At 58.6% G+C, this 25,491-nt stretch carries 21 protein-coding genes; 18 read left to right on the top strand and 3 right to left on the bottom strand.

Going from position 1 to position 25,491, the window contains the following annotated elements:
• Positions 1–48: 48 nt before the first annotated feature.
• Complete coding sequence (locus tag Q7U39_19150; protein MDO9120076.1) at positions 49–444, top strand: DUF393 domain-containing protein; 396 nt, start codon at positions 49–51, stop codon at positions 442–444.
• Between the two features lie 125 nt (positions 445–569).
• A complete protein-coding gene (locus Q7U39_19145) occupies positions 570–1,457 on the top strand; it encodes a hypothetical protein (GenBank protein MDO9120075.1) in 888 nt (295 codons plus the stop codon).
• Between the two features lie 11 nt (positions 1,458–1,468).
• Here Q7U39_19145 and Q7U39_19140 read toward each other — a convergent pair whose 3' ends face one another.
• The gene (locus Q7U39_19140) at positions 1,469–2,899 is read right to left on the bottom strand and encodes a hypothetical protein (protein ID MDO9120074.1); all 1,431 of its coding nucleotides are present in this window, start codon (positions 2,897–2,899) and stop codon (positions 1,469–1,471) included.
• Between the two features lie 136 nt (positions 2,900–3,035).
• Here Q7U39_19140 and recG point away from each other — a divergent pair, with 136 nt between their 5' ends.
• The 6 genes from recG (at position 3,036) to Q7U39_19110 (ending at position 8,843) form a co-directional block, all read left to right on the top strand.
• Complete coding sequence (gene recG, locus Q7U39_19135; protein MDO9120073.1) at positions 3,036–5,588, top strand: ATP-dependent DNA helicase RecG; 2,553 nt, start codon at positions 3,036–3,038, stop codon at positions 5,586–5,588.
• Between the two features lie 8 nt (positions 5,589–5,596).
• A complete protein-coding gene (locus Q7U39_19130; GenBank protein ID MDO9120072.1) occupies positions 5,597–5,920 on the top strand; it encodes a hypothetical protein in 324 nt (107 codons plus the stop codon).
• A complete protein-coding gene (locus Q7U39_19125; GenBank protein ID MDO9120071.1) occupies positions 5,917–6,873 on the top strand; it encodes a Ppx/GppA phosphatase family protein in 957 nt (318 codons plus the stop codon). Before Q7U39_19130 ends, Q7U39_19125 begins: the two co-directional genes overlap by 4 nt.
• A gap of 619 nt (positions 6,874–7,492) precedes the next feature.
• Positions 7,493–7,912, top strand: coding sequence for a nucleotidyltransferase domain-containing protein (locus tag Q7U39_19120; GenBank protein MDO9120070.1), 420 nt, complete (start codon positions 7,493–7,495; stop codon positions 7,910–7,912).
• Positions 7,909–8,325, top strand: coding sequence for a DUF86 domain-containing protein (locus Q7U39_19115; GenBank protein MDO9120069.1), 417 nt, complete (start codon positions 7,909–7,911; stop codon positions 8,323–8,325). Before Q7U39_19120 ends, Q7U39_19115 begins: the two co-directional genes overlap by 4 nt.
• A 203-nt stretch (positions 8,326–8,528) precedes the next feature.
• Positions 8,529–8,843 (top strand): hypothetical protein, encoded by a 315-nt coding sequence (locus Q7U39_19110; GenBank protein ID MDO9120068.1) that lies wholly within the window; start codon positions 8,529–8,531, stop codon positions 8,841–8,843.
• A gap of 618 nt (positions 8,844–9,461) precedes the next feature.
• On the opposite strand, the gene Q7U39_19105 is transcribed toward Q7U39_19110, so the two are convergent.
• Positions 9,462–10,952: a class I SAM-dependent methyltransferase gene (locus Q7U39_19105; GenBank protein ID MDO9120067.1), complete on the bottom strand. Its 1,491-nt coding sequence runs from the start codon at positions 10,950–10,952 to the stop codon at positions 9,462–9,464.
• Between the two features lie 147 nt (positions 10,953–11,099).
• Entirely contained in the window at positions 11,100–11,477 is a 378-nt protein-coding gene (locus Q7U39_19100) for a hypothetical protein (protein MDO9120066.1), read from the bottom strand.
• Positions 11,478–11,806: 329 nt separating this feature from the next.
• Between Q7U39_19100 and Q7U39_19095 the strand changes: the two genes are divergently transcribed.
• From Q7U39_19095 to aspS, 10 genes are all read left to right on the top strand, one after another.
• Positions 11,807–12,376 (top strand): hypothetical protein, encoded by a 570-nt coding sequence (locus Q7U39_19095; GenBank protein ID MDO9120065.1) that lies wholly within the window; start codon positions 11,807–11,809, stop codon positions 12,374–12,376.
• A 108-nt stretch (positions 12,377–12,484) separates the two neighbouring features.
• Complete coding sequence (locus tag Q7U39_19090; protein MDO9120064.1) at positions 12,485–12,928, top strand: hypothetical protein; 444 nt, start codon at positions 12,485–12,487, stop codon at positions 12,926–12,928.
• A gap of 274 nt (positions 12,929–13,202) precedes the next feature.
• Positions 13,203–14,297: a pentapeptide repeat-containing protein gene (locus Q7U39_19085; protein MDO9120063.1), complete on the top strand. Its 1,095-nt coding sequence runs from the start codon at positions 13,203–13,205 to the stop codon at positions 14,295–14,297.
• A gap of 75 nt (positions 14,298–14,372) precedes the next feature.
• On the top strand, positions 14,373–15,191 hold the full coding sequence (locus tag Q7U39_19080; GenBank protein ID MDO9120062.1) for a segregation/condensation protein A: 819 nt from the start codon (positions 14,373–14,375) through the stop codon (positions 15,189–15,191).
• Positions 15,188–16,198: an SMC-Scp complex subunit ScpB gene (gene scpB / locus Q7U39_19075; GenBank protein MDO9120061.1), complete on the top strand. Its 1,011-nt coding sequence runs from the start codon at positions 15,188–15,190 to the stop codon at positions 16,196–16,198. The genes Q7U39_19080 and scpB overlap by 4 nt, the downstream gene beginning before the upstream one ends.
• Positions 16,199–16,452: 254 nt before the next feature.
• The gene (locus Q7U39_19070) at positions 16,453–19,416 is read left to right on the top strand and encodes a 6-bladed beta-propeller (protein MDO9120060.1); all 2,964 of its coding nucleotides are present in this window, start codon (positions 16,453–16,455) and stop codon (positions 19,414–19,416) included.
• 39 nt (positions 19,417–19,455) lie between these two features.
• A complete protein-coding gene (gene guaB, locus Q7U39_19065; GenBank protein ID MDO9120059.1) occupies positions 19,456–20,922 on the top strand; it encodes an IMP dehydrogenase in 1,467 nt (488 codons plus the stop codon).
• 125 nt (positions 20,923–21,047) lie between these two features.
• Positions 21,048–22,604: a glutamine-hydrolyzing GMP synthase gene (gene guaA, locus Q7U39_19060; GenBank protein ID MDO9120058.1), complete on the top strand. Its 1,557-nt coding sequence runs from the start codon at positions 21,048–21,050 to the stop codon at positions 22,602–22,604.
• A gap of 155 nt (positions 22,605–22,759) precedes the next feature.
• The gene (locus tag Q7U39_19055) at positions 22,760–23,608 is read left to right on the top strand and encodes a pseudouridine synthase (GenBank protein MDO9120057.1); all 849 of its coding nucleotides are present in this window, start codon (positions 22,760–22,762) and stop codon (positions 23,606–23,608) included.
• Entirely contained in the window at positions 23,605–25,368 is a 1,764-nt protein-coding gene (aspS, locus tag Q7U39_19050) for an aspartate--tRNA ligase (protein ID MDO9120056.1), read from the top strand. Before Q7U39_19055 ends, aspS begins: the two co-directional genes overlap by 4 nt.
• The last annotated feature ends 123 nt before the right edge of the window (positions 25,369–25,491 follow it).

Here is a 25,491-nt window from a genome sequence, read left to right as displayed (position 1 = left end):
AACGGCGCCTTGATGAGCGAAATCTCTGGGTGATAGCCTGTTCGCATCATGCAAGAGCCGTTGCCTGCCTGTCCGAGAGATTCTCTGCATACCAGCCTGCTGATCTATGATTCACATTGCCGGCTCTGTGTTGCCGCCAAGGAGCGCCTCGACCGGGCGGGAATAGGAGTTCAGATGATTCCCTACGAGAGTCAGGAAGCGGCCAGCGCATTGGGGGCGCAGTATCGGCCAGGCCCTCCGTCCATGGCCTATCTCATCAGCCCTGCAGGCGGGGTATCGCAAGGCCTTGACGCATTCCTTCCGTTGATGCACGGCCTCCCAGGTGGGACATTCGTCCGGTGGATAGTGAAAGCCCCCATCGCTCGAAGCTTGGCTGAACGGGTCTATCGTTGGATCGCCCGACATCGCTATCGCCTGTTTGGCGCTGTAAATCCTCACGCATGAGCGTCGCCTGTTCTCGGCTTCTTCGGCCCATTCCCCCCCCTCTTTCGAGGGGAATCCTCCCACAGTGGGGAATATACGAGGAGGGTTCGACGCAGGCAGAATGACCCCAACATCACGGAGGGGCCATGCCAATCATTTCTTGGATCAGCCGTCTTCTGCAGTCAATAACCGGTGCCATGTCTCCCAAGCTTCCAGTGAAGAAGCTCCACTCGTCCAGCCGTCTGCGGCATTCCATAAAAAGCCTGGCCTGGGTTCTTGTCGGTATCCTGCTCGGCCCGTCGCTGGCGTGGGCCGAGGTGGCTCCAGTCAAAGCGGGGATTGTCGCGGCCGGGTTCGGCTATCAGGTCGGGGACGTCTCGACGATCACCGTGAAGATCTACGACCCGCAGAGCGGCGAAGTGCTTTCGGATGACACCTATGAGTTGAATGTGAAAGAAGAACACGCGACGAACGGACCGCAGTCGCAAGCTCGAATCTTTGCAGGCGGGGTCGGCCCGGGCGCGACGGACCTCTCCAATTTCGTGCTGCGTGTCTATGACGCGACGACCGGAAAGTTTCAATGGGAAGGAAACCTGAATCTGACGCCCCGTGATGCAGAGAGTGCGGGGCAGTTGGTTTCGACCCTGGTGCCGAGGCGCGCGACAGTGACCCGAGTCCGCGAGATGTCGTCTGCGTCTCCTCGACCGTCTTTTTTGCTCCGCGCGCTTGATCCTGAAACAGGCGGACTGGTCTGGGAAGACGAGTTTTCAACGGATGGAAACAACCGCGCCAGGATGGAACGTATCGCCGATCGCCGTGTGAGCGAGGATCGTGATAACCCGGAACTCAGCCGCTCGTTTGATTTCAGGATCCGGATGTCCGAGGACGAAGGGCGCCACATTCTCTGGGAAGATCAATTTGCTCAGACGGAAGCCGAAGACGTCGCTGAATCAGAAGTCGTGGAGGAGAAGGCGCTGCAGTTGCCGACCTGGTCTGGCCAAGCAGGACGACCACTACGGGAAGAGTGGGTCTAAGCGAGTGACGGCTAGCCGCGCTTTTGCAGGAACGTATCCAGCCACTGTTGGTGAAACTGATCGTAGGAGAGATAAAGCTTATCCTGCAGGGCGGTTGCCACGGTGGCTTTTCCCTTAAAGGCATCCAGGAGATCGACGACGCGGCTCATGCCGAATCGTTCGATCATATAGTGCGTCGCGGAATTGGCCTCGAGGTAGGCGAGGGTCGCCACGTCGTTCGGCATCTGTCCCCATCCCCCTTCCAAGTAGCGCAAGTGCAGAACTGAGCCGCCGTTCGGCATGGCCTGATCGAGGTCCGGCCAGGCACTACCGGCTAGTTGCATGGCCAGCCCTTCGTTGAGCCACACCGGCAGCAAACCGATCTGGCCCTCCAGGCGATCATGTAAAAGGGCATGCACATATTCATGCCGCAGGACATTGGCAAGCCACTTGGTATCGGTGGTGGCGCCTTGTGTCGGAATTTGGATGCGGCCGAGCGTCGGATCGTAGAGGCCGTCGGCCCAGGCCGGGCTGCCGGTGGCCGTCTGAAACGTATCTTTGGTGTGCAGGACCACCACGATCGGTTTGGCGGGGAAATGGCCGAATCGTTGCCCGATTTCGCGATAGGCCTCTTCTAAGATTTCCAGTACCACCGTCCAGGTGCCGTGATCTTCCGCTCCGTTGTATTTCACCAGGAAGTGGCTGCTACTTCTGGCATTCATGCGGGATTCCACCGCGTCGGTATGGCGTACTTTCTCCGTGACGGTCGAGAGATAGGACTGGACGCGCGGATCTTTGCCGGCCCGTTCCGTTGCCTGTGTCAGATGCTTGGTCGCCTCTGTCAGCTGGTCCTGTTCGTAGAGCAGATCCGCCATTGCGAGATGCGGGAAAGGCTCGTTTGGTGCGAGGGTGATCAGATTGATCAAAAAGTCCTGATTGAGAGCCGGATCGCGCAGTTCCCAATAGGCGTGGGCCAGGTTCAATTGGATGATCGGATTGCTGTTGTCGAGTGCGGCGGCTTTCTTGAACGCTTTAACGGACACCTTGGTTCCGTCGATCCGTTCCTGTTCCAGCCCGAGATTGTTCCAGAGAATCGCGACGTAGGGCTTCGCTTTGGCATCGGCGAGGACTGACGGGGCCAGACTCATCAGCTTTCGTTCAGCAACAGGGAGCTGCTTCTTTTCAATTTCATCGCGAATGGCTTCCAGGAGCTGGCTGGAATCGGTTTCTGGAACGATAGTAGGGTCAATCCCACGAACCTGTTTGATCTCTTCCTCGGTCGGAGGCGGCTCAGCCTGCAATCCGGCCGTGCGCGGCTCTGTTAACTCGCCGGTTGCCTGGGCGGGTGTGTGCGCAACCGGTACGGTGACCCACAGGGCTTTGAAATACAGCTGATAGGCCAGGAAGAAAATCAGGCCTACGGCCAGGGGAATGAGGACATGTTGGATGTTGCGGCGATACATAGTGGTTAGGGTGGCTCAGTGTAACACCTGAGAAGGAGCGGGCCAAGAAATCCCCATATAATGAACGACCGGTCAGCGCGAGGCCGGCGAGCTATCGGTGAGCGCCGGAGGACTTCATTGAGTGACTTGCGGCGGTATGCTACGATCCCGCCCAGTTATGGAGCCTCCCGCCGAGTCCAGCTTGCCTGCGACGTTTCACGAGTGGCTCGATCGCCTCGCGCGGCCGATTGAGTTTGCGACGAAGGACGACTGCGCCCACGCCGGGGCCGTGAAGAATCTCAGCAGCTTCGTGTCGAGTCAGGTGCAATCCGCTCTCGCTCAGGAATGGATTCCCCCGGTTATTGAATCCCGTCTGCGTTCGCTCCGTGAACTCTTCATCGATTTCCAGCAGGCTCTCCCGATCGACGAACAACAGCGGCGGTTGCAAGCGGCCTGCGCTATTCTCGGGCGGCTTCGCGAATCGGCGCCTGAGGCGATAGCTGCCCGTGAAGGCCAGATCGACGACGCGGCGTCGTCCGCGGGATCGACGCGAGGGGACATCTGGAATCTTCCAGTCCAATTTGTGAAAGGGGTGGGGCCGAAGCGGATGGCCTTGCTGCAACGGCTCGGGGTGGCGACGGTGGAGGATGCCTTGTGGACGATCCCCTGGCGCTACGAAGATCGATCCGTCATGACACCCATCGGCAACCTGGTGCCGGGTATGGTCACGTCGATTTGCGGCACCATCGCGAAATGCGAAGCGAAGCGTACGAGGAATCGGCGCTTGTCTGTGCTGGAGGTCGGTGTCGAGGATGAGACCGGGAAGATGCAGGTGGTGTTCTTCAATCAGGCCTATCTTGAAGACGTCCTGGCGGTCGGGAAAGTCGTCATGATGAGCGGTCGCATCATCTCTGGAAAACAGGGATGGATGGTCCCGCGCATGGACGTGGCGCAGTATGAAGTGGTGGGCGAGGCGGCGGAGTCGGCGCTGCATGTAGGCCGCATTGTGCCGATTTACCATGAGACGAAGGGCTGGACCTCCCGGCAATCGCGTGTGCTGGTGAAGGGATTGCTGGATGAATATGCCAGAGAGTTGCGCGATCATCTGCCGGTGACTCTGCGGGCCCGCCAACGTCTGATTCCGATTCAAGAGGCCATTCAAGATGTGCACTTCCCTAAAACGGAGGCAGATGCCCGACTGTTGGAGCAGGGCAAGACGCCAGCACATCGCCGTCTCGCGTTCGAAGAATTGTTTCTATTGCAGATGGCCTTGGCCACCAGGCAACGGTCAGTGCAGGAGCAGCCGAAGGGGTTGAAGTTCAATCCGCGGGCGCCGATCGTCGATAAGTTGAGCCGCTTGTTGCCGTTCCGCTTGACGGCCGCGCAGGATCAGGTCATTCGCGAGATCTATCGGGATATGATCTCGTCCAAACCGATGAACCGCCTGGTGCAGGGCGATGTCGGGTCGGGGAAGACCGTGGTGGGGCTCCATGCCATCGTCATGGCCTGCGGATCCGGATATCAGGCCGCGCTCATGGCCCCGACGGAAATTCTGGCCGAGCAGCACTATCGCAATCTCAAAGGTACGTTGGAGGCGCTGGGGTTGAGCGTGGTGTTGCTGCGCGGGAGCGATAAGGCGGCGGTGAAGAAAGCACAAGCGGTGCAGTTGGCATCCGGGGAGGTGCAGGTGGCGATCGGGACCCATGCCTTGATTCAAAAGGGCGTGGCCTTCAAGAACCTCGGGCTGGCGGTCGTGGATGAGCAGCACAAGTTCGGTGTGATGCAGCGAAAGAATCTGATCGATAAAGGGTATAAGCCGGATGTGCTCGTGCTCACGGCGACGCCGATTCCGCGCACGCTGGCGATGACGGTGTATGGCGATTTGGATGTCTCCGTCATCAACATGTTGCCGCCCGGCCGCCGGCCGGTGCGAACGTTCCTCTTCGGCGAGGCTCAGCGACGGCGGGCCTATCAGATTCTCAAAGATGAATTGCGGAACAAGCGGCAGGCCTATGTGGTCTATCCGTTGGTTGAGGAGTCAGAGAAGACTGATTTGCAGGCGGCCATCCAAGGAGCCGAGTTGTTGCAGAACGGCGAGTTCGCTGAGTTCAAGGTCGGGCTGTTGCATGGGCGCATGAAATCGGCTGAGAAAGAAACGGTGATGGCCGACTTCAAGGCCGGGAAACTGCACCTGCTTGTTGCCACCACCGTGATAGAAGTCGGGGTGGATGTACCGAACGCGACGATTATGATGATCGAACATGCCGAGCGGTTCGGCCTGGCGCAACTGCATCAACTGCGCGGGCGGGTCGGGCGGGGAGCGGAACAGTCCTATTGCCTGCTGATGGCGGCCGGGTTGGGGCGGAATCGTCCGACGCTGGGGTTGCATCCGCTCGGCGGGGATGAGCCGGTATCGAACGCGCGGGAGCGGCTGGATGCTCTGGTGCAATCGAATGACGGTTTCGTAATTGCGGAAGAAGATTTGCGCATCAGGGGACCGGGGGAATTCTTCGGGTTTCGCCAGTGGGGCATGCCGGAGTTTCGCGTGGCCAACATCGTACGAGACGGCGATTTGTTACAGCAGGCCAGGCTGGAAGCCTTCTCATTGCTCAAACAGGATCCACAGTTGAGCGCGCCGGGGCATCAGGGATTGAAAGAAGCGATGCTGAGGAAGTGGGAGCAGAAGCTGGAGTTGGGGTCGATCAGTTAAGGAGAGGCATGGGACTGTTGCAGCGGTTGAAAGACGATTTCCGGTCTGGCCTGGCCACACTGCGACTGGGTACGGCGCATGTCGCCGGTCGCGCGCTGGAAGAGACTGAATTACTCCGGATGCGGTTGGAGATCCGGAAAATCGATCAGCAATTGTCCGATCTCTACAAAGACATCGGCGAGCGGGCCGTTGAAATGAAAGAGCGGGGCGAGACGGCCGAACGGGTGACATACGACGAAGAAATCGGTCGTGTGGTCCGCGAGATTCAGGAGTTGAAAGACGCCCGGAAGAAACTCGAAGCCGAGATGGACGAGATCCGGGAAGAGCAATGAGCGCCCTCTCCGTTCGCCCGCGCCGGCTTGCCGGTATCGATATCGGCACCCTTACCTGTCGGCTCCTCATCGCCGATCTTTCCCCGAACATGCTTCTCAAAGAGCTGCGATCTGAGCGGCGTATTCTTCGCCTGGGCGAAGGCGTCGATCAGAATAAGCGCCTGAGCCAGGCGGCGATGGATCGGGTGATCCACTGTTTGTGTGAGTGGAAGGCCGTCATTGAGACCTATCGAGTCGATGGCTGTACGGCCGTTGCCACGAGCGCCGTCCGCGATGCTGCCAATCGTGCAGAATTTCTGGATCGGGTGAAGCGCGAAGCCGGGTTCGATGTCGAAGTGATCACCGGCGACGAAGAAGCGCGGCGCACACTTCTGGGGATTCGTTCCGGTCTACCTGCTGGTGTGACCGATATGCTGGCCCTCGATATCGGCGGTGGCAGCACGGAATTCATTCTGGACCGGCCAGGCCAGCAGCCGGTTGTCCGCTCCATCGATATCGGCGTCGTGCGCCTCTGCGAACGATTGCTCCATCACGATCCTCCAACGAGTGAGGAGGTTGGACAGGCGCGGGAATGGATTGCTCGGGAGACGCAGGCAGCCGTTACGGAGATGGCGGGCTATGAAGCGGCGACATTCGTCGGGACCGCCGGAACGGTGACGGCCCTTGCCGCCATGGCTCAGAAACTTCCTACATACGAGCCTATCCGTATCCACAACTATCGCCTAACCCTCGCCACCGTTCAGGAGCTTGAACAGATCTTGCTGAGCCGCAAGAAAGCCGACCGTATCGGCCTCCCAGGCCTGGAAAAGAACCGCGAAGAAGTCATCGCCGCCGGCGCCATCATCATCAGGACTGTGATGGAGACATTAGGTATGACGGCGGTGCTGGTGAGTGATTTGGGATTGCGGGAGGGGGTGTTGATTAATCTATTCAGGGGCTACCAAACGCGATGATTACTCAAACGGCAGCGGTTCTTATTCTGCTTATCCTCCTCGGGGGACTCGTGTTCTTTCTGGTTCGATCGTATGATCGTCGAATATCAGAGGATCATAGTTCAAGCGACCCCACAGACCCTACAGAAAGAGGAGGACCTCGGGGTGCAAGGCTCCATTCAAATCAGTCTGTCCGAGAAGGTCGAGGTTCTATTGGCGATGATGGTGTTAACGCTGGTGGCGGTGACGGTGGAGGGGCGTGACCCATAGAAGAGAACTAATCGGTGACGTTCTATTCTGTAGAACTGAGGGATTCCTCTCGGTACATCGAGTGAGTGCTCAGTTCGAAAGACTCTTTCTCATTCTCTTGCGCAAAGTGTCTGCTGTGGTCGCGTCCAACGAAGACCTTTTCCTCCCCGCCTCTCTACTGAGAGGTTGCCTGATCGGCGAGCGCAGGGAACCACTCAGGAACCCTCAATCCCGCTACTTCTGCAAATACCACCGATAGCACTTGGTCTCGGCGATTGGGCTTTATGGGCTCCGTTTGGTGCAAGGGGAGAGCGGGTTTCTTGTTCTCCCTCTGATGGCGGTGTAAGATGCACATCGAATCTCGTCAGTACACCTCAGTGCGGTTTTTTGAATGAAGCGAACACGCTATACAATTCAACCGGAAGCCCGCGAAGCGCTGGCCTGCCGTCTCACGGCTGAGCTGGAGAAAGAGTCGGCGGTTGCATTCGCTTATCTCCATGGATCGCTGCTCGACTCTGACACCGTGCATGATGTCGATGTTGGGCTGTATCTTTGTGAGTCCGATGCCGAAAGAGGCGCGGCAGTTGCTTCAGTGCTATCTGCTCGGCTCACGGCTATGGCGGGATTGCCGGTGGATGTTCGTGTGTTGAACGAGGCGCCGCTGTCGTTTGTCTATCACGTCCTGCGTGGGCGGTTGCTAGTCTGTCGGGATGAAGATCTCCTGACCTCAAAGCTGGAAGATATCGCCAGGCGCTATCTAGATCTCGCTCCCTTGCTCTATCAAGGCACGAAGGACGCCTTCGCAGCATGAGCCTCAATCCGGATCTTATCCGGGCGCGTTGTGGGGAAATTGATTCGTCCTTGAGCCGCCTCGAAGAATTTCGCCGCCTGTCCCGCGACCAATTCCTAGCCAATCAAGACGGTCTCGATGTGGCCTGCTATCGTTTGCTGATCGCCATCGAAGCGGCATTAGCCCTCTGCTTTCACGTGTCCGCGAAACGATTGCATCAGGTTCCCGAGGAGTATGCCGGGTGCTTCAGTACGCTTGAGCGTGCCGGATTGATCCCTGCCGATCTTTCGAGCCGCTTGCAACAGATGGCGCGCTTCAGAAATCTGCTAGTGCATGTGTATTGGAAGATCGACTACGGTCAGGTGTACGAGGTTATCACCACGAGGCTCGCTGACCTCCGGGCATTTCGTGCGGCTATTGCCGGGCTGATCTAACGCGAGACTCTCTACTTCTGCGAATACCACCGAGAGCCTTTGTTCTCGGTGAACTGGGCTTTGGGTGCGCCACCGGGCTTTTCCAATAACAGCACCTTGAAGTCGATGAGGCTGAAAAATGGTTATATTTGTAGGAATGTGGAGGCGTTGACTTCGCCAGTCTTGCGTCCTAAACTTTGCAAAATTCTTTCAGGGGATTGGAAGTGGACCAGGAATCGCTTGCGCAAATTCAACAGATCGTCGGTGCGGCTGCTGAAGCACTTCGCGCCGACATTGCTGATGCCAAGCGACATACTGGTGTTTTGACCGAAGGGGTCAGGCACGAGCTTCAGCTAGTAGCCGAAGGGTTTCAGTTGCATCTTGATCGGCGCCATGCCGATGATCGAGCGTATCTGGATGAACAGTTTAAGGAAACCCGATCGCTCATTCAGCTCTCTTACGGCCAGATTCAAGAACGCGTCGAACGTTTAGAACAACGGGTTCGTAGCATTGAGCAACATCTCGGGCTTACCGCGTAGGCGTTCTCGTTTCTATTTCAGCCCAAGAAGTGGGCCTCTCTCAATAAACAGCGTTTCGTGTGCAAGCCAAATCAGGATTAAGTGCTGCTGCTGATTGTTGGACTGTTCGGTCATGAAGAAGAAAGCGACGAAGTCGAGCGGCAATGTCTTTGTGGACCTCGGTTTCCATCCGGCTGAGGCTGCGGTCCTTCAAATGCGCTCCAGCCTGATGAGCGCCTTCGTCTCTATATTGAGAAGCAGAAACTCACCCAGGCCGAAGCGGCCAAGCGCTTAGGAATCGCCCAATCCCGGGTGTCTGATCTTGTGCGCGGCAAGTGGGATAAGTTCAGTCTCGAAATGCTCATTACGCTCGAAGCGCGTCTGGGACGTACTGTTCGGGTTGAATTCGCAGCGTAAGGAGCGCTGCTTGAGACGAGAAGGCGGTGGTGATGTGGCCTGATTGCCTTTCATCACGCGTGTTCAACGAGGCTGTTTTCTCCCTCCCACTCTACTGAGGGGCACCTGGTTGGTTCCTTACTGCGGGCATTGACCGAGCACCGCCCTTGATATAGGAATTTGATAATTCTTGTGTGCGCGGTTGGCGAGCACAGGGGACTGATCAGGCGACCCTTAACCCTTCTACTTCTGCGAATACCACCGATAGCCTTTGTTCTCGGTGAACTGGGCTTTGGGTGCGCCACCGGGCTTTTCCAGTAACAGTACTTTGAAGTCGATGAGGCCGAACCAGGCGGGATCGACCACGTCGTGATAGTGGGCGCCGTGGATTTTGGGGAGCATGTCGTTGAGGGTCTGCTTCAGTTCGCCCTCGGTGTAGGCGCGGACAGTAAAGGGCTTGTTCATGGCCTGGCAGAATCGCTGAATGGTATAGGCCGCGCCGGTGCAGAGGACTTTCGTGTCCGGCTTCATGGCGAGGAACTGGGGGAGTGAGAGGTAGCGCTCCTGGAATCCCAGCCAGCGCACGGCCTGCCGCAGGTGGCTGTATTGCACTTCATATTCGGTATGCCCCGGCAGTTTCACTGAGGCCGGCCAGCCTTCTTCGACGCCGAATTCGGTCAGGAAGGCATGGCCTCCCGGTTTCAGTACGCGCCAGAGCTCTGCGACAAAGCGGATCGGCCCCAGGTTAAAAATGACATCGTCCGGCGGATTGGCTTCGATCGGGAGCCGGATGCGTCTGATCCAATCGAGCGCTTCTTGATGCTGCTCGGTCTCGCCTTTGTTTGTAAGCAGTTCATTGCGCGTCAGTTTGACCGGCGTCATGTCGGCCATGTTTTCGTTGTCGATGACCAGATCGACGGAGTGGTCCGTGAAGGGGAGGGCTTCGGCATTGGCCCTGGTTCCCAGGCCTCCCCAGCCGCCCTCTTTGGCCCGCTTGGTCTGCAATTTCAAAAACGGGCTGGTGATGTCGAGGGAGATGTAGCGGATACTTTGCCGCTCGAACGGCAGCAGCTCTTTGGCGAGTTCTCGCGCCACGTAGCCGAGCCCTCCGCCGACTTCTACAATGACTTTAGGTTTGGGATTAAACCAGCCGAGCTGACGGAGCTGCCGCATGAGGAGCCGGCCATAAGTCAGACCGTTCAACGCCTCATTCGGTTCTCGAAAGAGATGGGAGACGGTGGTTTCGATCAGGTCGAAATGGCCGTCGTCCTCGGCGCTCTCGGTCAATTCATGGTGGTGGAAATCTTCCAGGTGTTCTTCGCCTTCGAACCCTTCGTGTCCGGACCAGCCTTCGCGGATTTGTTGAAGCAGAATGTCCCACTTGGCTTGGTGTCGATGACCGCCCGGCGGTTCGGTCCCGAAGTAGCAGAGGGAGTAGTTCGGGGTGGCCCAGCGTTCCAGATGCCATTGGCCGGGCTGGCCGTCGGGTCCGCAGATTTTGGTACCGTATTTTTCAAGCAGCGCGCCGACGGTGATGTGGCCGTTCATCGATTTCAGCATCTCGATGCCGGTCAGGTTGAGCCGGATCAGCGGAAAATTATCGTCGAGCGGCGCGAGCCAGTATTCGTCTTCGCGATGTTGATAGGCGACAAGATCAGGAATGTGCCAGGCGAGGAGAGACAGCGTCTCGCCGGTCAACTGGAGCGGTTCTTGGACTGCGGCAACGGGCTTCATGACCTGTGTTCCTACCCCGTGGGAAGGCGCAGCCTACCTGAGCGGACAGTGAACTCGCAAGAGTCCCGCGTGACGCGTCGTTGGCGAAGCGCCTCTCGATAGAAGCACCGTTTGCGAGAGACGATTGATGAATTGCGAACGACGAGTTTAAAGCTGAGACGGCATGGTGGCGGCATCCGTCACGGTCAGGACGCCACGCATGATGGGGTGGATGCGGCAGTGATAGGGATAGCGGCCGGGGGGGAGGCCGGTCACTCTGAATTGCTCTCCGGGAGGAATAATGCCCGAGTCAAAGAGGCAGGGGGTGCCGTCTTCAACGCAGCCGTTATGCGTGACGGTATGATCGGTCGGCGTCGGGTTGTTCCAGAGGATCGGGCTCCCGCTGGTGGCGATGGCTTTGGACGGGGCAAAGTAGGGGGATCCGTCTTCGATCATGATTTGCGTCGCAATGGGCATTGCTGTCGTCGGCCAGGCCAGACTGGTGATGAAGAGGCTCACGAGGGCGATGGTCAGAGAGCGTGTCATGGGCTGAGAAGTCCTCTTTAGGCTGTTGTGCATAATTGGAGCCGGAATTGCGGCGAACGATTCATGAAACAGTAACGGGTTGCAAGTGCAGTTTACCACGAGGCCGTCCCTCCGGGGCTAGTCCTGGGAGCATTCGGGGTTGAGGATCCAGCCGGGTGATGGGGGGGCTTGTCCTGTTGAGTGCTCCAGGGAGTGGGGCGATCCCTAGCCAAAACTGCGCAGGTTTCGGTCGATCATTCTACCGGTTGCAAGAGGCTATGGGTTCATGCTAGATGGAGGCCGCAATGCGATCCGCCATGCGTTGTGCACTTGAATCAGGAGGAAATCTGATGGCGAAGTCTAAGAAGAAGGTCGTGGCAAAGAAGGCCGTCAAGAAGTCGTCGGGCAAGAAGAAGGCCGCCAAGCCGTCCAAGAAAGTGGCCGCCAAGAAGCCTGCGAAGAAAGCGGTCGCGAAAAAGTCGGCGAAGAAATCGGCGAAGAAGGTAGTGGCCAAGAAGCCTGCGAAAAAGGCGAGTGCGAAGAAGGCCGCCAAGCCGGCTCCGAAAAAGAAGGTCGCTGCCAAGGCGGCACCCAGGAAAGCCGTCGCCGCGAAGAAGCCTGCGGCTCCCTCAGCCCCTAAGTCCGTGGCTCCGGTGAAGTCCGTGGTGCCTCCGGTTGAGGAAGCCCCGAGGCTTTCAGTGGCGGCCAGGCCGGCTCCGGTATCGATGCCGAAAGAGATCGATGTAGATGAAGAGCTGGTCGACGAGGAATTAGAGGTCGAGGCCGAAGCCGAAGCGGAAGGCGACATCGAAGAAGAGCTGCAAGGAGATCTGGCGCTCACCGATGACGACGAAGCCGCTGACTTCCTCGAGAAGTCCGAAGACCTGTTGGACGACACCGACGATTATCGTAATAACTGACGGACTATTCCTGTTGCATGTGCCGGTCCTCCCGGAGATCGAGAAGGATCGGCACAGGTGAGCGTGGCGACCGTCTCATTCCTTCCTGGTTTCTGATCCCGAACATCCATGAGTCATTTTTTATTTGTGGCCGGTACCCTCCGCGAGCGCAGCTCACCTGAAAGCGCCTCGCTCCAATTGACCCACGGGTTGTGGGGCTGTTGCTCGGCTTTGATTCGCGACAATCTGACCACGTTCCTGACCCCCGATTCCCATGCGCTGGTCTATGTGCTGAAGGCGGGGATTTGCGCCGATATCAAGATTGTCTCCGCCGTCCTCCCCCTGCAGCAGATGGATGAGTTCCTGCGTGAGGATTTTAAGACTGAGGCGCGGTTCGGGTTCGTGCGCGTCGAGCTGAGGAAGCAGTGGACCTCGACCCCGCAGGAGAGCCATGGTCTATTGCAGTCGGTCCTACAGATTGCGGATCAGGCGGAACTCACCCGGCGGCTGAGCTTGGGGATGCATCGTTTGACGGAAGACGAGTATCAGGCCATCCTGACCGGCCTCCACTAGCAGACTGTTGACAAAGTTCGCCAGCGGCGTTCTCGCGGCGCTCAGAGGCTCAACGTACGGCAGAGAGTACGATTTCGCCTCTTCGCTTGCTGCGGCCTTGCTGGACGGCCTTTCTGAAAAGCCTGCGGGCCATACAGATTCGGTTCAAGATCTCAGTCGAGCCACCCTCGCCGGGGTCGTCATAGAGTTTGTCAACACTCTGTTAGCGCAACCGTGTCGACTGTCTGTGCACTCCGCCTTGCCTTGGCCTCGGGCATCTCGTATAACGGCGACCATGATCTCTATTGAAACACTTCGTTGGATCGGGCTGGTGTGTTTGTCCCTGCTGCTGTGCGGGATTTACCGGACCGGCGCCGTTGAAGCGGCCTGTACGGTTGAATCCTCCCCCGGTGGGAAACCCGGCCCGCTCATGAAGCATTTGAGCCCGGATTGTACGAAAGCTGAGCGTGAAGCGCAGGTTGTTTCTGCAGCGAGTGTGATGCAGGCGCTCACGCAGAGACAGGCGGTGGATCTGGTCGGTGTGGTGCTGCAGGGCGATCTGATCTTCGATCAGCTGCCGGTTCGAAAATCGCAAATCCCCAAAGGACTCACACCCGAGCAACAGGCCGCGCTCAGCGCGCTGAACGACGAAGAGCCGCGGATCGTGGCGGGGAATCTGATCATTCGTGATTCAGTCGTTGACGGAGCCCTCCGGCATCGATCGGCGAAGGGGACGCTGGAGTTCGAGGGGACGGTCGATTTTCATGGCACCAGGTTTACGGATGGCGTGGATCTGTCGCGGTCGGTCTTTCAGAAGAGCCTGGCCATAGATGGCGCTCTATTTGAGCGGGAGGCCTATTTTGTTCAAGGGCACTTTGCCCAGGGGCTTAGCTGCGCCGAGGCCAAGTTCGGTCCCCATACCCGGTTCCATCGTTCCGTCTTTCGGGGGCCGGTGGATTGCCAGGGAAGTCTGTTTGATGGGATGGCGGAGTTTCTTGAAGTGGTTTGTGAAGCCCCGGTGAATTTTGAGCGGGCGCGATTCGGGTTGGGGACGGGATTTTCCGGCGCGCACTTCAAGAAGCTGGCGAATTTCTCCGATGCCATATTCAGTCGGGAGGCGTTCTTTGCCTTCGTGGTTTTTTCCGGTGAAGCGCGGTTTGCCGGTGCTCAATTTCTCCAAGCAGCGGATTTCTCCAATGCCGATTTTAAGCGGGGCGACGATCTGGCCAAGGTCCGCTTCGATCAGAAGCCGTTGACCAACGGGACAAAGGGAATCGCGCAGGAAGGGGCGGGGAAGGGGGGGCAATCCGACTTCCAGCAATATGCCATTACGCTGGGCATTCTGCTGGTGGCAGCCTTCCTCGTCGCCTACGCCGTCAAATTGAAATAACCCCATGAAGTCTCGGACCCCCAACATATAGTTTCAGGCTTGCCCCGCCCCCCTATAACTTGCTATAACGCCCCCGTGGATCAGCCCAACCAACAGACCAGCGGGTTTGAACAAACCGAGCTGCCGTATCAGGTCCGTATCGAGAATTTCGAAGGGCCGCTGGATCTCCTTCTGCATCTCATCAAGAAGAGCGAAATCAATATTTACGATATTCCGATCAACCTGATCGCCCAGCAATATCTCGAGTATGTCGAGGCGATGAAGGATTTGAATCTGAACGTGGCGGGGGAGTTTCTGGTCATGGCCGCCACTCTGCTGCAGATCAAGTCCAAGATGCTGCTGCCGGCGGACGAGGCGGCGGAGGACGAAGAAGACGGGCCGGACCCGCGCGAAGAACTGGTCAGGCGGCTGCTGGAGTACAAGACCTACAAGGAAGCGGCCCGGCAGCTCGACGGCCAGGAGAAAATGTGGCGGGAGATTTTTAGTCGCGAACCGGAGCCCCTCGTCGTTGAAGTCGAGTCTGATGAGATGTCGATGGAGAACGTGTCGCTCTTCGATCTGGTCGATGCGCTGAAGGCGATCGTCGAGCGGAATCCGGGAAAGACGCTGATTGAAATTGTGCCGGACAATCTGACGGTGCGAGAGCGGATGAACGTGATTTTGGAAACACTGGAAGGCAAGGACTCGGTATCGTTTGCCGCGCTCTTTGACGGCTCCTGCCACCGGCTGGTGATTATTGTGACATTCTTGGCTTTGCTGGAACTGATCCGGTTGCGGGTCGCACACGTGTTTCAAAGCGAGACCTTCGGGCCAATTTTGGTTTCACGAACGTTCTCGCTCGTGCCGGATCCGGCTGAGCTCGATGACTTAGACGCCGAATGGAGGGGGACATGACTCCGATCACCGACGAATTGAATCTGACCTCGGTTGAGGTCGAGAGTGAGGCTGCTGAATCGGTGGAATCCATCGACGCGACGGCATGCGACCTATCGGCCGGCGAAGTGGTTTCTGAGGGATCTGAAGGACGTGAGGCCTCGGCTGCACCGGACGTTTCGGCTGAAGCTGAATCGACTGAATCCCCCTCCGTAGAGACCGCCACAGAGGCTGCGCCGGCGAATGATGGCGCCGTGCAGGCGATTGCCGAGCGCGAACTGCGCGGCATTGTCGAGTCCCTGTTGTTCGTCTCCCCTGAGCCCTTGTCCGTGCAGCGTCTGGTGGCGATCATGGGCGACGTGACGAAGTCGGATGTTGCGCAAGCGCTGCGCGGCCTGGGAGAGGAATTGGAGCAGGAGGGGCGCGGAGTCAGGCTGGTCGAAATCGCCGGCGGGTTCCGGCTGGTGACCAAGCAGGAATATGCCACTTGGATTAAGCGCCTGGATAAAACGAAGTCGGCGGCCAAGCTGTCCCGATCCGCATTGGAATCCCTTGCGATCATTGCCTACAAACAGCCGATCGTTCGGTCGGAGATCGAAGAGATTCGCGGCGTCGAAACCTCCGGGGTCGTGCGGACATTGTTGGAGCGGAAGCTCGTGCGCATCGTGGGCCGGAAGGAAGTGCCGGGGCGTCCGATTATGTACGGCACGACCAAGTTCTTCCTTGAGCATTTTGGTTTGAACGACTTGACCCAATTGCCGCCTCTGCGGGAATTCACGGAATTGGGCGAGTCCGATCAGTCGCTGTTGCCGATGGAATCCATGGAGGTGGCTGCGCCAACGGCTGCCGAAGCCGCGGTGATCGATAGCACCACAGAAGCGATTAAGGCCTTGAGTGAAGAGGCTTCATCCCTGACGGATGCCGGGGAAGCGCCGGTTGAACTCACGGTTGAGGAAGAAATCACGATCGAGATCGAGTCGAAAAGTGAGGACGTGTTTGTCGAAGAAGAGTCCATTCCGCAGAGTTAGCTGGTTGGTCCTTCCCTCCTGTTTTTTCTTCCAGCCGGGCAAGGCGTAAGTCCTTTTAATGCGCGCATTGAACGAGGGTCTTCTGAGACCGCGCGTTCAGCGAGCACAAAGGGCTTCTGCCTTGTCCGGTCCTATTCCCCCCGCTCCTTGACTCTGTTTCCAGCGCTTTGTTAGACTCGCCAATCCAATTCTAAGTGATTGAAAGACCCTTGGTTCTTGGCGCGGGACGGCTTTAGCAACACGAGGCAACACCAATGATGAAGGCATGGCTTTTTGACGAAATGTTCCAGTTTGATCGGCTGGTCTTGTCCGCCGAAGGCACCCAGAGTGAGTGGGGTGCCGGCGATTCGGTCGCCGCGGATGAAGAGCTGCCGCCCGCGCCGCAAAACGTTCAGGCCAAAGCAGGCAATGGTCGGGTTACGATCACGTGGGATGCGGTCCCCGAGGCCATGTACTACAACCTCTATTTCCAGACCACGAAGGGCGTGCAGATCAAGTTTTCAGAACTCACGCGCCCCATCGCCAGCGCCGAGGATTTCAAGGCCGTCATTGGTGTGAAGAAGGAGAAAGCGACCTGTCTCGAAGGTGCGACCGCTCCGTTTCTCCATGACGATCTCGCCAACGGGACCTGTTACCACTATGTCGTGACCGTCGTCACGCAGAAGGGGGAGAGTCTGGAGTCGCAGGAAGTCATGGCGATTCCCTCGCCCTATCTCTTGGCCATGGCCTTCGGTCAGGAAGGCCCCGACGATGGAGAATTCAGCTCTCCGACGGGATTGACGCTCGACAAAGACGGCAACATTTATGTTGCCGATACCGATAACCATTCGATTCAGAAATTCACGAAAGATGGCAAGTTCATTGCCCGATGGGGGAGCGAGCCGAGTTCGCAGGAAGGGTGTTTTTATTATCCGCGCGGATTGGCGGTCGGGCCGGACGATGTCATCTACATTGCCGACAGCGGCAATAACCGCGTGCAGAAATTCGACCTCGAAGGCAACGCCATGAAGGCCTGGGGTAAGTTCGGATTTGCCTGGCGCGGTGCCGACATGGGCAAGTTCGATGTGCCCTGGGGGATCACCACCGATCAAGAGGGCAATGTCTACGTGTCCGACACGAGCAACGCCCGCATTCAGAAATTTCAGTCCGATGGCCAGCCGCTGTTGAAGTGGGGGCGTGACGGCAGCTTCGACGGCGCGTTCTTTTTCCCGCGCGGCGTGGCGGTCGATTTCGTCGGCAATATCTTTGTGGCGGATGAGAGCAACAACCGGATTCAGAAATTCGATTCGCGCGGCAGCTTTCTGACCAAGTGGGGGCGCGAAGGGCATGGGCCGGGGCAATTTAAATCGCCGTGGGGCATTGCCTGCGATGCGCTGGGGAATGTCTACGTCGTCGATAACGGCAATCATCGTGTCCAGAAGTTCGACGGCAACGGCACCTTCCTCTGCTCCTTCGGAAACCGCGGAAAGACAGAGGGGCAGTTGAATTTCCCCTCCGGCATCGCCGTCGATAAAGAGGGCGCAGTCATCGTCGTCGATAGCGGGAACAGCCGCGTCGTGAAGTATGTGCCGACAGAAGAAGAAATCAATCGAGGGAAAGAGCAGTCGCTGCCGGCTCCGGCGGCGGGTGCGGTGCAGCCTCCGCGCAGCGTGGCCGTCAAGCCGGGCGACACGGAAATCTATTTGAGCTGGCTGGATGTGCAGGGTGCGGTCTCCTATAATCTATATTTCAATACCGCGCAGGGCGTCACGATCCAGACCGGGACCAAGATCGAAGGGGTCACCAGTCCCTATACGCATTCCGGATTGACCAACGATACGCCGTACTTTTATGCGATCACGGCGGTGTTCGAAGACGGCACCGAGAGCGAGGTGTCGGAAGAAGTCACGTCGACGCCGGTTCTCATCGACATTACCGCTCCGCAGAATCCCTACGCCGTCATCAATCACGGCGCGTTCATGACGAATTCTCCGGAAGTCGTGGTGACGATCTCCGCCACGGATTTGGATACCGGAGTGACGGCCTATTTCATTTCGGAAAGTCCGCTGACGCCGATGGGAGGCACGCCCGGATGGGTCGATGTCACGACGGCGATCAAGTTCGGCGCCACGATTCCCTTCATTCTGTCGCCGACCGACGGACCGAAGACCATCTATGTCTGGTTCAAGGACGTCGGCAACAACGTCTCGACTCCGGCCAGCGCGAGCATTCTCGTCAACACGTCCGGGTACGTCTGTGTCTCCAAGTGGGGCCAGCCGGGCCGCGGTGCGTCGCTCCTGCACGGGGGCGAATTCATGGCGCCGCTGTACGGCTTGTGCGTGGATCAGCAGGGGTCGTTGTTCGCCGTCGATAACGGCAACAACCGCATCCAGAAATTCGATAACGCCGGAAACTTCATTATTCTCTGGGGCTGCTTCGGATCGGCCAACTCAAACTTCCATAATCCGACGGGCATCGCCTGCGACGGCAAGGGCGATGTGTGGGTGGTCGACACAAACAACCATCGCGTGCAGAAGTTCGACGGGAAGCTCGGCGGGTACCTGATGAAGTTCGGATCGCGCGGCAACGGCGAAGGCCAGTTCAATGCCCCATGGGGCATCGCGGTCGATCGCGTGCGCGGGTTCGTCTACGTCGTGGACAGCGCGAATTTCCGTGTGCAGAAGTTCGATATGGCCGGCGAGTTCATCATGGCCTGGGGCAGCTTCGGCAGCGGCGACGGGCAGTTCTACTTCCCGCGTGGCGTGGCCGTAGACCAGAACGACGGTGCGGTGTATGTCGTGGACATGGGCAACCACCGCATCCAGAAGTTCGACACCAGCACCAACGTGTTGCCGCAGTTGCTGGCCAAGTGGGGCGGCAGTCCAGAGGCCGGCCATGCGAGCAGTCCGCTCGCGCAGGAAGCCGGACAGTTGCGGAATCCCTGGGGCGTGGCGGTGGACGGCGCCGGCGATGTGTATGTGACGGATGCGGGAAACCAGCGCGTGCAGAAATTCGACAAAGAAGGCAATTACATCACGCAGTGGGGCGGCTACGGGAACGGCGACGGGCAATTCAATTTCCCGTATGGCATCGCGGTCGACGCCCGGGGCAGCGTGTTCGTCGTGGACAGCGGGAATACGCGGGTGCAGCAGTTCATGCCGGCCGATGAAGGCAGCGAGCGGCTGCAGGAAAATGCCGAAGCGATGGCGGAACTCGATAAAGCGCAACAGACGCGATAGGGCCTGACGAACGGGCCGCAGGGTTGGTACGGGGAGATCATGCTGGATAAAGAACCGCGATTGGGCCTCACGTATGACGACGTCGTCCTGGTGCCGGCGAAGTCTCAAGTCTTGCCGAACGAAGTCGAGACGTCGACGCTAGTGACGCGCAATATTCGCATTCACGTCCCCTTCGTGAGCGCGGCAATGGATACCGTGACCGAGGCGCGGCTGGCTATTGCGATGGCTCGTGAAGGCGGGATTGGGATCATCCATCGGGTCTTGTCGCCGGTGGATCAGGCCGCGGAAGTGGATCGGGTGAAAAAGTCGGAGAGCGGGATGATTATGGATCCCGTGACGATCTCACCCGAGCAGACGATCCGCGACGCGCACGCGCTGATGGCGAAGTATCGCATCTCCGGCATTCCCGTCACGAAAGAGGGTAAGCTGGTCGGCATTCTGACGAATCGGGATCTCCGGTTCGAAACGCGCATGGACCTCAAGGTGTCGCAAGTCATGAAGCGCGACAAGCTCGTGACGGCCCCGGTGGGGACGAGCCTTGAAAAAGCCCGCGATATTTTGCATGAGCACCGTATTGAAAAACTGCCGGTCGTGAATAAGAACTACGAGCTCAAAGGGCTGATCACGATCAAGGACATCGAGAAGCGGATCAAGTATCCCAATGCCTGCAAGGATACCCATGGGCGTCTGCGCGTGGGCGCGGCGGTCGGCGTGGGGCCGGATACCGATGAACGGGCGAGCCTCTTGATCAAGTCCGGCGTCGATCTGATCGTCGTCGATACCGCGCACGGGCATTCCCAGGCCGTGCTCGATACGGTGAAACGGCTGAAGAAGCAACATCCGTCTCTAGAATTGATTGCGGGCAACATTGCGACGGCGGAAGCGGCCAAGGATTTACTGAAGATGGGCGTCGATGCCGTGAAGGTCGGCGTGGGGCCCGGTTCGATTTGCACGACGCGCATCGTCTCCGGCGCAGGGATGCCGCAGTTGACCGCCATTGCCGATTGCGCCAAAGCGCTTCGCGGGAGCGGGGTACCGATCATCGCGGACGGCGGAATCAAGTTCTCCGGCGACGTGACCAAGGCCCTGGCGGCGGGTGCGTCCTCTGTGATGTTGGGCGGACTCCTGGCCGGAACGGAAGAATCGCCGGGAGAGACCGTGCTGTATCAAGCGAGAACCTACAAAGTCTATCGCGGGATGGGGTCCATCGGCGCGATGGAGCGCGGCGGCGGCGATCGGTATGGCCAAGGCGGACGTCCGGCCCAGAAGCTCGTGCCGGAAGGGATCGAGGGCCGCGTTCCGTACAAAGGGCAGCTGGGAGCGGTCATCTATCAGTTGGTCGGTGGCGTCAAGTCGGGGATGGGGTACTGCGGTTGTCAGACGATCGCCGAGCTTCAGAAAAATGCCACCTTCATCAGGCAAACCGTGGCCGGTCTTCGCGAGAGCCACGTGCATGACGTCATTATCACCAAAGAAGCACCGAACTACCGGATGGATTGGGAGTGAGCCGGAGCGAATGGCTGATGGCGCAAAGCCGATAGCAGAAGCGCCGGATGCCGATTCTGTACTGCCTGCCGACTTCTCTTTCTGAGTTATCAGCCATCAGCTATCAGCCATAGGCTCTTAAAATCATGGAACTTTGGCACAATCGCATTCTCGTCCTCGACTTTGGATCGCAATACACGCAACTGATCGCCCGGCGTATTCGCGAGGCGCAGGTCTATTCGCAGATTCTGCCCTGCACGGCGTCCCTCGCGACCATCCTGGCCTATCGTCCGCAGGGCATCGTGCTCTCCGGCGGACCTTCCAGTGTGTATGAAAAGAAGGCGCCGTCCGTCGCGAAGGAATTATTCGATCAGGGCATTCCGATTCTGGGCATCTGTTACGGCATGCAGTTGGTCACGCACCTGTCCGGCGGCAAAGTCGTGAAGGCGCCGCATCGGGAATACGGCCGCGCGGACCTTCTGATCGATGACCGCAGCGACCTCTTTAAAGGAATCGGCGCAGGCGGCTCTTCGGTGGTGTGGATGTCCCATGGAGACCGGATCGAGCGCATGCCGAAGGGGTTCCGGTCCATCGCCCATACAAGCAACTCGCCGGTCGCGGCCATGAAATCGGAGGATGCGCAGCGGCGGATCTATTGCCTGCAGTTCCATCCGGAGGTCGCGCATACGCCGGAAGGTGCCAAGATCCTTCGCAACTTTGTGTATGAGATTTGCGGCTGCACGCCGACCTGGACCATGCAGTCCTATGTGGATCAGGCGGTGACCCAGATCCGCGAGCAGGTCGGGAAAGATCGCGTGATCTGCGCGTTGAGCGGCGGAGTCGACTCGTCGGTCGCCGCGGCCCTCACACATCGGGCTATCGGGGACCAGCTGACCTGCATTTTCGTCGACAATGGAGTGCTGCGGGCCGGTGAACGCGACCAGGTGAAGAAGACCTTTGCGTCGCAGATGCATCTGAATCTGCGGGTGCTCGATCGCACGACACAGTTCCTGGATGGCTTGAAGGGCGTCACCGATCCTGAGAAGAAGCGCAAGATCATCGGGCGCCTGTTCATTAAGAATTTCGATGTCGAGTCCAAGAAGTTGAAGGGCGTCAAGTATCTGGTACAGGGCACACTGTATCCCGACGTCATTGAGAGCGTGAGCTTCAAGGGCCCGTCGGCTACGATCAAGACGCATCACAATGTCGGCGGGCTGCCCGCGCGGATGAAGCTGAAATTGATCGAGCCGCTCCGGGAATTGTTCAAGGACGAAGTGCGGGTGTTGGGTACGGAACTCGGGTTGCCGGATGAGATCGTCTGGCGGCAGCCGTTTCCCGGTCCCGGTCTCGCGATTCGGGTGCTCGGATCCGTGACGAAGGAACGATTGGCGATCCTTCGCGGAGCGGAAACGATCGTCGATCAGGAAATCCGCGGAGCGGGACTGTATCGCGAAATCTGGCAATTCTTTGCCGTGCTCCTGCCGATCCGCACGGTCGGCGTTATGGGCGATCAGCGGACCTATGACAATGTTGTGGCGATTCGCGCGGTGACCAGCGTCGACGGGATGACCGCCGACTGGGCCAAGATTCCGAACGATGTGCTGGGCCGGATGTCGAGCCGAATCATCAATGAAGTGAAGGGCGTGAACCGCGTCGTCTACGACATCAGCTCGAAGCCGCCAAGCACGATTGAGTGGGAGTAGGGGAGGGCAGGAGCCGTCCTATTGTCTCTTGTGCTTGCCCGGCGCGCAGAGGGACTTGATGTGACATGCTAGGTGGCGGGCGGTGCTCGCCGGATGCGCGCAATAAGAGCCAATAGAACTGCTCCTGCTGAGAAAGCAGTGAAGAAAAGAGATTGATGGAAACTCGACTGCAGAAAATAATCGCGACGACGGGCCTGGCATCGCGCCGGAAGGCGGAGATGTTGATCGCGAGCGGGCGCGTCACCGTCAACGGCAAGGTGGTCACGGAGCTCGGGACGAAGGTCGATCCCGAGCGCGATCACGTGAAGGTGGACGGTAAGCACCTCGAAGACGCACAGCCCTTCGTCTATCTCATTTTGAATAAGCCGAAGAACGTCATGTCGACGCTAGACGATCCGGGCGGCCGGCCGACGGTCAAGAATTTTCTGCACGGCGTGTCGGTGCGGGTGTTTCCGGTCGGCCGGCTGGATTTCGACAGCGAAGGCCTCATGCTGCTCACGAACAACGGGGATCTGACGCAGGCGCTGCTGCACCCGCGCTATCATGTGCCGAAGACCTATCTGATCAAGGTCAAGAGTGTCCTGACGGATGCAGAGATCGCCCAGCTTGAGAAGGGGATCAAGCTCGAAGACGGCATGACCAGTCCGGCCACGGTGAAAAAAGTGCGCAAGGCCGAAGCCAACTCCTGGGTGGAAATTACGATTCACGAGGGCCGCAAGCATCAAGTAAAGCGGATGCTGGAAGCCGTCGGCCATCCGGTGATCAAATTGACCCGCGTGAAGATGGGGCCGCTGACGCTCGGCAATCTGGAGTCCGGCGAGTTCCGATTCTTGACGGATCGGGAAGCGAATGCCTTGCGCGACATCGTCGAGCAGCGCATGACTTTGGAGAAGGAAGGGAAGGACCCGGGTGTCCGACCGCCCAAGCCTCCCCGGCGACCCGGCTGGGCCAAACCATCGAAGACTAAACGACACTCCGCGAAGAAAGCGAGACACGTGGCATGAAGGTGAGAACGCATCGCTGTGGCGAATTGAACAAGACCCATGTCGGCCAGACCGTCGTCTTGAACGGCTGGGTGCAGCGCCGGCGCGATCACGGCACGGTGATCTTCATCGATCTCCGCGACCGGACCGGTTTGACGCAAGTGGTGTTTAACGCGGAGCGTAACGCGGCGGTCCATCAAGGCGGCCATACGCTGCGGAGCGAATGCGTGGTCTCCATCACCGGCCAGGTGATGGCGCGTCCGGATGAGTCAAAAAATACGAATCTGTCGACCGGTGAGATCGAAATCTTTGTCGATGCCGTCGAGCTCTTGAACGAGTCCAAGACGCCTCCGTTCGTGATCGAAGACGACGCCGAAGTGACGGAAGCCATCCGTCTGAAGTACCGGTTCTTGGATTTGCGCCGTCCCCGTATGCAGAAGCTGATGAAGACCCGGCACGACATCGCGCAGGCCGTGCGCGGGTTCCTGAACAAGGAAGACTTTCTTGAAATTGAAACGCCGATCCTCACGAAGAGCACGCCGGAAGGGGCGCGGGACTATCTGGTGCCGAGCCGCGTGAACCCCGGGACGTTCTTTGCGCTGCCGCAGTCGCCGCAGCTCTTCAAGCAGGTGCTCATGGTCAGCGGTATGGATCGCTACTATCAAATCGCCCGCTGCTTCCGCGACGAAGATCTGCGCAACGATCGCCAGCCGGAGTTTACTCAGATCGATCTGGAGATGTCGTTCGTCGATCGGCTGGACGTGATGAGCTTGATGGAAACGATGATCGTCACCGTATTCCGCGAGGCCGGCGGCGTGCAATTGCCGACGCCGTTTCCGCGGATGACCTACGCCGACGCGATGGGGCGATATGGGTCGGATAAGCCCGATCTGCGTTTCGACATGCCGTTGCACGACGTGACGGCCTTTGCCGCGGGCAGCGAGTTCAAGGTGTTCAAGGATGCCGCGACGAAGGGCGGATTGGTCAAGGCCTTGATCGTGAAGGGTGGCGGCACGCTCTCTCGAACCAGAATCGATGCTTTGGGAGAAACGGCGAAGAGCTTCGGCGCCAAAGGCTTGGCCTGGCTGAAGATCACGCCCGAAGGGCAGTTGGAATCCGTCATTGCGAAGTTCCTGGATGCCAAAGCGTTTGCCGCAGCCTTGCCGGAAGCCAAGCCCGGCGATCTCGTGCTGTTCGGCGCCGACAAACCGGCAGTGGTGCACGATGTGCTGGGTCGCATCCGGCTCATGTTGGGCGAGGAATTGAACCTGATCGACAAGAATGCCTGGAAGCCGCTCTGGGTGACCGAGTTTCCGCTCCTCGACTATTCGCCGGAAGAGAAACGCTACATCTTCATGCATAACCCGTTTGCCGCGCCGATGGATGAAGACTTGGCATTGCTGGATTCAGAGCCGTTGAAAGTGCGCGCGAAGGCGTACGATATGGTGTTGAACGGGAGCGAGATCGGCGGCGGCAGCATCCGGAACCACCGCAGCGATATCCAGCTCAAGATTCTGGAGTTGCTCGGTATCAACAAAGAGCAGTCGCAGGCGAAGTTCGGGTTTCTGTTGGAAGCTCTGGAGTATGGCGCGCCACCGCACGGCGGCATCGCGTTCGGCCTCGATCGTTTGATCATGCTGCTGGGCGGCGCAGATTCCATCCGCGACGTCATCGCGTTCCCCAAGACACAGCGCGCGCAATGCCCGTTGACCGACGCGCCCTCGGCCGTGAGTGCGGAACAGTTGAAGGAACTCCGGATCAAGCTGGATCTTGTTGAGTGAGCGCTGCATGAGGTTGGATAACGGGCAGATTGAGGTCGTCGATACCATGATGGCCGAGGTCTTGCGGCGCAAGTCTCCGGCTCAGCGCATCAGTATTGGTTTTGCAATGTGGGATTCCGCCAA

Source organism: Nitrospira sp. (assembly GCA_030653545.1).
Taxonomy (GTDB): domain Bacteria; phylum Nitrospirota; class Nitrospiria; order Nitrospirales; family Nitrospiraceae; genus Nitrospira_D.
This window is presented reverse-complemented; position numbering and strand designations above follow the sequence as displayed.

Coding starts and splice junctions, on each gene's coding strand:
- Q7U39_19150 (MDO9120076.1), top strand. CDS start 49: ATGCAAGAGCCGTTGCCTGCCTGTCCGAGAGATTCTCTGCATACCAGC.
- Q7U39_19145 (MDO9120075.1), top strand. CDS start 570: ATGCCAATCATTTCTTGGATCAGCCGTCTTCTGCAGTCAATAACCGGT.
- Q7U39_19140 (MDO9120074.1), bottom strand. CDS start 2,899: ATGTATCGCCGCAACATCCAACATGTCCTCATTCCCCTGGCCGTAGGC.
- recG (MDO9120073.1), top strand. CDS start 3,036: ATGCTACGATCCCGCCCAGTTATGGAGCCTCCCGCCGAGTCCAGCTTG.
- Q7U39_19130 (MDO9120072.1), top strand. CDS start 5,597: ATGGGACTGTTGCAGCGGTTGAAAGACGATTTCCGGTCTGGCCTGGCC.
- Q7U39_19125 (MDO9120071.1), top strand. CDS start 5,917: ATGAGCGCCCTCTCCGTTCGCCCGCGCCGGCTTGCCGGTATCGATATC.
- Q7U39_19120 (MDO9120070.1), top strand. CDS start 7,493: ATGAAGCGAACACGCTATACAATTCAACCGGAAGCCCGCGAAGCGCTG.
- Q7U39_19115 (MDO9120069.1), top strand. CDS start 7,909: ATGAGCCTCAATCCGGATCTTATCCGGGCGCGTTGTGGGGAAATTGAT.
- Q7U39_19105 (MDO9120067.1), bottom strand. CDS start 10,952: ATGAAGCCCGTTGCCGCAGTCCAAGAACCGCTCCAGTTGACCGGCGAG.
- Q7U39_19100 (MDO9120066.1), bottom strand. CDS start 11,477: ATGACACGCTCTCTGACCATCGCCCTCGTGAGCCTCTTCATCACCAGT.
- Q7U39_19095 (MDO9120065.1), top strand. CDS start 11,807: ATGGCGAAGTCTAAGAAGAAGGTCGTGGCAAAGAAGGCCGTCAAGAAG.
- Q7U39_19090 (MDO9120064.1), top strand. CDS start 12,485: ATGAGTCATTTTTTATTTGTGGCCGGTACCCTCCGCGAGCGCAGCTCA.
- Q7U39_19085 (MDO9120063.1), top strand. CDS start 13,203: ATGATCTCTATTGAAACACTTCGTTGGATCGGGCTGGTGTGTTTGTCC.
- scpB (MDO9120061.1), top strand. CDS start 15,188: ATGACTCCGATCACCGACGAATTGAATCTGACCTCGGTTGAGGTCGAG.
- Q7U39_19070 (MDO9120060.1), top strand. CDS start 16,453: ATGATGAAGGCATGGCTTTTTGACGAAATGTTCCAGTTTGATCGGCTG.
- guaB (MDO9120059.1), top strand. CDS start 19,456: ATGCTGGATAAAGAACCGCGATTGGGCCTCACGTATGACGACGTCGTC.
- guaA (MDO9120058.1), top strand. CDS start 21,048: ATGGAACTTTGGCACAATCGCATTCTCGTCCTCGACTTTGGATCGCAA.
- Q7U39_19055 (MDO9120057.1), top strand. CDS start 22,760: ATGGAAACTCGACTGCAGAAAATAATCGCGACGACGGGCCTGGCATCG.
- aspS (MDO9120056.1), top strand. CDS start 23,605: ATGAAGGTGAGAACGCATCGCTGTGGCGAATTGAACAAGACCCATGTC.